The following is a 4,458-nucleotide window of genomic DNA, read 5'->3' as shown; positions in this document are numbered from 1 at the left end:
TGTCAAACGGCCCTTTAATTGCGGGTTTCTGTCAAGCCTGTAGTTGATCCATACCGGGGTCATGGTCCTTTTCGAGGTCATGGCCTCATGATGATGTCCGGGTCGGGTGCCTCAACGTGTGCAACGCGGTCCTGAAGTCCGCAGCCGTTTGAACGAGGTCACCGCAACCACCGTCCCGGTGGATCATCACAGGGCTGGCTTCAGCCCTGCGATCTCAGGGTAGTTATGACGATCAAGCAGGCTGTTTTCCCCACTCGAACTCGGTTCCATCCACCCAGATGCAGTGGAGGATGATGGCGAGCTTTCGTGCGACTGCGACCTGCGCTTTCTTCATGCCACTGCGCTTTGCAATCCGTAGCCCCCAGGCCTTGAGCGCGCACCACCGCTTGGTTCGATGGAGCAAGACGCTGGCGGCCTCGAACAGATATGTGCGCAACAGCCTGTCGCCCCATCGCGAGACCTTTCCCGTCACGTCCATTTCACCCGATTGCTTTCGGCGGGGTGTGAGCCCGAGATAAGCTCCAACCTTCGTGGCGTTCTGAAAGCGGGTGGGATCATCGATCGTATGGCGGAATGTTAGGGCTGTAACGACACCGATGCCCGGAACCGTCATCAACCGCCGGGTCGTCTCGTCCTCTCGGGCGAGGTGACGGATGGTTCTATCGATCTTTTCCAACTCGCCGCATGTCTGTTCATGCACGGACAGAAGGGGAAGAAGAATGGGGCCGAGAGCATGGCCATCGGCGATAAGATCGCTGACCCGCCGCTGGAACTGCCCGCCGACAGCCCGTGGAAAGAGCATGCCACACTCCTTCAGCATGGAACGCATCTGGTTTTCGAGATCGCGCCGGATCCGTACCAACCGGGATCGACAGACAAGGATGGACCGTGCGGCCTGGCTTTCCTCGCTTTTGACGGCGACCTCCCGATACCATCCGACCCGGACGAGTTCCGCCAGGCCCCGAGCATCATTCTCGTCGCTCTTGTTCATGCGGACGGACAGTGCCGCATGGGCGTGGCGAGCATCGATGCAGACCACTGGCAGGCCGGTTCGCTTGAGCTCATGCCAGAGCCAGCTCGACATAGCACCTGTCTCGAGACCTACGCGTTCGGCATTGGGAGCCTTCTTGGCGACGACGGCGGCCAGGACGCCCGGATCTGATTTCACCCGGCCTTGGTATAATGGCCGCCCGGCTTCATCAACAATGCAAATCGACGTCTCTTTTTGTGACACGTCCAGCCCGACATATTGCTTCATGGCGATATCCCTTCGTTACGATGACCTCACTCATTCTGAAGCCGTCGCATCCCAATGGGAACAACGGCAGCAATTACGTCATCGTGTTCAAAAGGGACCCCCGATCGGCGTCGAAGAGGGACCCCCTTTGAGGATATGCTGAGGATTTGTTGAGGATGGCCTTGCGCTGCGTGCGGCGAAGGGCGGGCGTAGCCCGACCGGAGGCGCGCGCAGCGCAAGATAGATTTTTGAAGGCGCCGACGGTGGCGGTCAGCTGCGGTTTTTGAAACGCCAGCTGTCGTTGCCGGTCTCGACGATATCGCAGTGGTTGGTGACGCGGTCGAGCAGCGCCGTGGTCATCTTGGGATCGCCGAACACGGTCGGCCATTCGCCGAAGGCGAGGTTCGTGGTGATGATGACGCTGGTGCGCTCATAGAGCTTGCTGATGAGGTGGAACAGCAACTGCCCTCCCGAGCGTGCGAACGGCAGATATCCAAGCTCGTCGAGCACGATCAGATCGAGCCGCGACAGCTGCGCCGCCAGGGTCCCGCCTTTGCCGATCCGGGTCTCCTCTTCGAGGCGTGTCACCAAGCGTGGGCGGTAACCGCGATCGTCAACTTCTACGTCCGCCTCGAAAATCATTTCGCGGTCCATGCTGATCGCACGCCAGTGTCGGATGTCCAGTTCCTGCGCGCGACGGGGCCGTTCGTCTGGCGATATTGGGAGAAGGACATCATGACCTTCGTCAAAGCCTGCAGTCTAAAGACGGTCGCCGATAACAAGGATCGCATTTTCGAGCCCCATTTTATCGCGCCGCTTGAGAGGCTCGACGCGCTCTATGATCGAGCGATCGCCGCGTCACGCTGACGATCGATGCCAGTCTCACGCCAGGTGATCGAGCACTGCGCGCAAGATGCTAGCCGTTCCCTTCCCCGGTGCCCAGATCGGGTCCCTCCCCGCTAAGGCGTCCTTTACGCAGTAGAAGGCTTGATGACTGCTGCTTTTCCACGCGAACACGAATAAATCTGCCGCTTTGGCGAGACTTGTCAGCTTCGCCGTTGCCACCAGGTCGGAATTTACATCGACCCTGCAGCCCGGAAATAATTCTTCCAGCGCTTTCTTGGCTCGGCTGCCTGCGGCTTCCGCCAAGGTGTATAAAACTCGAAGGCGCGATCGATCTGCCCATCGTCATGCGCCTTTTCAGCCGAGTACGGCGTCGGGCCGAAAAATGTCCCGATCAGAATCTTTCTGCGTCCGCCATCAGACAACGTCACATCAAGACGTCGGGCTTGACTGTACACCTCCGCAAACTGGTCCTTCAGAAGTTCATTTCGCGGATAGAGCGCCAGCACCTTGACCCAGCGATCGCCTGCAGCGTCGCGTTGGATATGGATGGCGGAATTGCCCGTCTGTCGATCGACATGAGCGACGGTGCCCAGGGCTTTGTGGTCGACGGGCAGCAGCGGCTTTCTGCGCTGGCCGAGGTCGACCGCGATTTTCAGGTTTTCGTGTCGGCACTGATCTGCCGCGACGAAGCCGAACTGCGCCGTCAGTTCGTGCTGATCAACAACAGCAAACCGCTTCCCAAATCCTTGATCTATGAGCTGCTCCCGACGGTCGACGATCTCCCGGCGCGTCTCAGTCGCCGATCCGAGGCGGCGGACCTTACCGGGCGCCTCAACTTCGAGGCGACCTCGCTGAAAGGCTATATCAAGCAGCACACATGGCCCGAGGGCATCATCGCGGACACGGTGATGCAGAAGATCATCATGGAGTCGCTCAACAATGGCGTGCTGCGCGATCTTAGCCGGAGCGCCAAAGGCGGCGACAAGTGTGTTCGCCTCATCTCGAATTTCTTCGATGCGGTGAAACGCGTCTTCCCCGAAGCCTGGCATGGCCAGACGCCTGCGAGCTCACGCCTTCTGCACGGCGTCGGCATTCAGGCGATGGGCGACGTGATGGAAGTTCTCGCCGAACGCGCCGACGCGCGATCGGTCGACGATTTCTACGAGGGGCTGCTCTGTCTTCAGGACCGTACCGCATGGACTGACGGCGACTGGCATTTCGACGACGAAACGCGGCGCTGGAAGTCGCTCCAAAACGTCAATCGCGACGTCGCGCTGCTCAAACATTATCTCGTCGGAATTGTGAAGGCCGACCAACGGCAGCGGCGCAAGCCTGCTCCCGCTCCGCTGCTGGAACCGAGTGAGGGTGCAGCATGAGTTACGCGGTGAAGGAAATCTTCAAAACACTGCAGGGTGAGGGCGCTCAGAGCGGCCGCGCCGCCGTGTTCTGCCGGTTTTCGGGCTGCAATCTCTGGTCCGGGCGCGAACAGGATCGCGCCTCATCGGTTTGCAGTTTCTGCGATACCGATTTTGTCGGCATGGACGGAACCGGCGGCGGACGCTTTGCTGACGCCGCCGCGTTGGTCGATGCCGTCGAAGAGGCGTGGGGCGAGGGCGCCCATGGCCGTTACATCGTGCTGACTGGCGGCGAGCCCTTGCTGCAGGTGGACGACGCGCTCATCGAAGCGCTGCACAGCCGCGGGTTTGAGATTGGCGTCGAGACCAACGGCACGCAGGCGGCGCCTGCCGGCATCGACTGGATCTGCGTTTCGCCGAAGGCCGACGCCGCGCTGCATCTCACGGGCGGCGACGAACTCAAACTCGTCTATCTTCAAGGTTTCGCGCGCGCTCACTTCTTAGTCTCCCGAACGCGGCGCGCGAGCGCGGCAAAGCGCGACTGCTCACAGGCGATGCCCAATTCGTCGCGAAAATAGCGAAGCAGTCGCGACGCACTTCCCCCGGCGCTTTCCCAATGCTCCGCAATAAGCTTGAGCATCGTATCGTCGTCGTGGCGTGCGCGATCGAACTTCTGTGCTCCCCGCCACGAACCGATCGCCGAACGTACGGCCTCAACATCAGCGTCCAATGAAGCTTGCGGAACGGTCCCGCGGCCAAAGCCAACGAAGTGCGCGAGCGCTCGCGACGCAAAATCGTTCAATGTGCCGGGACACGGACTGTCGGGCCCGTCCAGACGATTGTCATAAGGCATCCGGAGCGGACGAAGAGCGTCGGGCATGCGCGCAGCAGGCGATGCAGTGAATATGCGCACGCGCGCGAGGTCGTCGGACGGCAGCGCGATCAGCTCGGGCGCCAGCATCTCAATATACGCCTCGGACAAGGCGACTAGCAGAGGGCCCGACTGGTCATACATCAAGT

6 protein-coding genes and 1 pseudogene are annotated in these 4,458 nt (G+C 60.6%); 3 read left to right on the top strand and 4 right to left on the bottom strand.

The features are described from left to right. Positions 1-232: 232 nt before the first annotated feature. Together JNM03_RS01965 and JNM03_RS01960 are read right to left on the bottom strand one after the other, a co-directional pair. Positions 233-1,258: an IS110 family transposase gene (locus JNM03_RS01965; protein ID WP_234181004.1), complete on the bottom strand. Its 1,026-nt coding sequence runs from the start codon at positions 1,256-1,258 to the stop codon at positions 233-235. A 249-nt stretch (positions 1,259-1,507) separates the two neighbouring features. After that, a pseudogene (locus tag JNM03_RS01960) lies at positions 1,508-1,828 on the bottom strand (ATP-binding protein); the annotation flags it as partial. 78 nt (positions 1,829-1,906) lie between these two features. On the opposite strand from JNM03_RS01960, the gene JNM03_RS01955 reads away from it, so the two are divergent. Continuing rightward, positions 1,907-2,104 (top strand): hypothetical protein, encoded by a 198-nt coding sequence (locus JNM03_RS01955; protein WP_234181007.1) that lies wholly within the window; start codon positions 1,907-1,909, stop codon positions 2,102-2,104. 209 nt (positions 2,105-2,313) lie between these two features. Here the strand turns inward: JNM03_RS01955 and JNM03_RS01950 are convergent, their stop codons facing one another. Continuing rightward, positions 2,314-2,589, bottom strand: a complete 276-nt coding sequence (locus JNM03_RS01950) for a hypothetical protein (RefSeq protein ID WP_294033982.1) — start codon at positions 2,587-2,589, stop codon at positions 2,314-2,316. Between JNM03_RS01950 and JNM03_RS01945 the strand changes: the two genes are divergently transcribed. Further along, complete coding sequence (locus JNM03_RS01945; protein WP_294033981.1) at positions 2,527-3,459, top strand: DGQHR domain-containing protein; 933 nt, start codon at positions 2,527-2,529, stop codon at positions 3,457-3,459. The two genes, JNM03_RS01950 and JNM03_RS01945, sit on opposite strands and share 63 nt — an antisense overlap. After that, a complete protein-coding gene (gene queE / locus JNM03_RS01940) occupies positions 3,456-4,016 on the top strand; it encodes a 7-carboxy-7-deazaguanine synthase (RefSeq protein WP_234181011.1) in 561 nt (186 codons plus the stop codon). The genes JNM03_RS01945 and queE overlap by 4 nt, the downstream gene beginning before the upstream one ends. Here queE and JNM03_RS01935 read toward each other — a convergent pair. Then, a partial coding sequence (locus JNM03_RS01935; protein WP_294033980.1) for a hypothetical protein occupies positions 3,932-4,458 on the bottom strand: 527 nt, incomplete at its 5' end. The two genes, queE and JNM03_RS01935, sit on opposite strands and share 85 nt — an antisense overlap.

Origin of the sequence: Sphingopyxis sp., from assembly GCF_016793825.1 — a bacterium.
Classification (GTDB): Bacteria; Pseudomonadota; Alphaproteobacteria; order Sphingomonadales; family Sphingomonadaceae; genus Sphingopyxis.
This window is presented reverse-complemented; position numbering and strand designations above follow the sequence as displayed.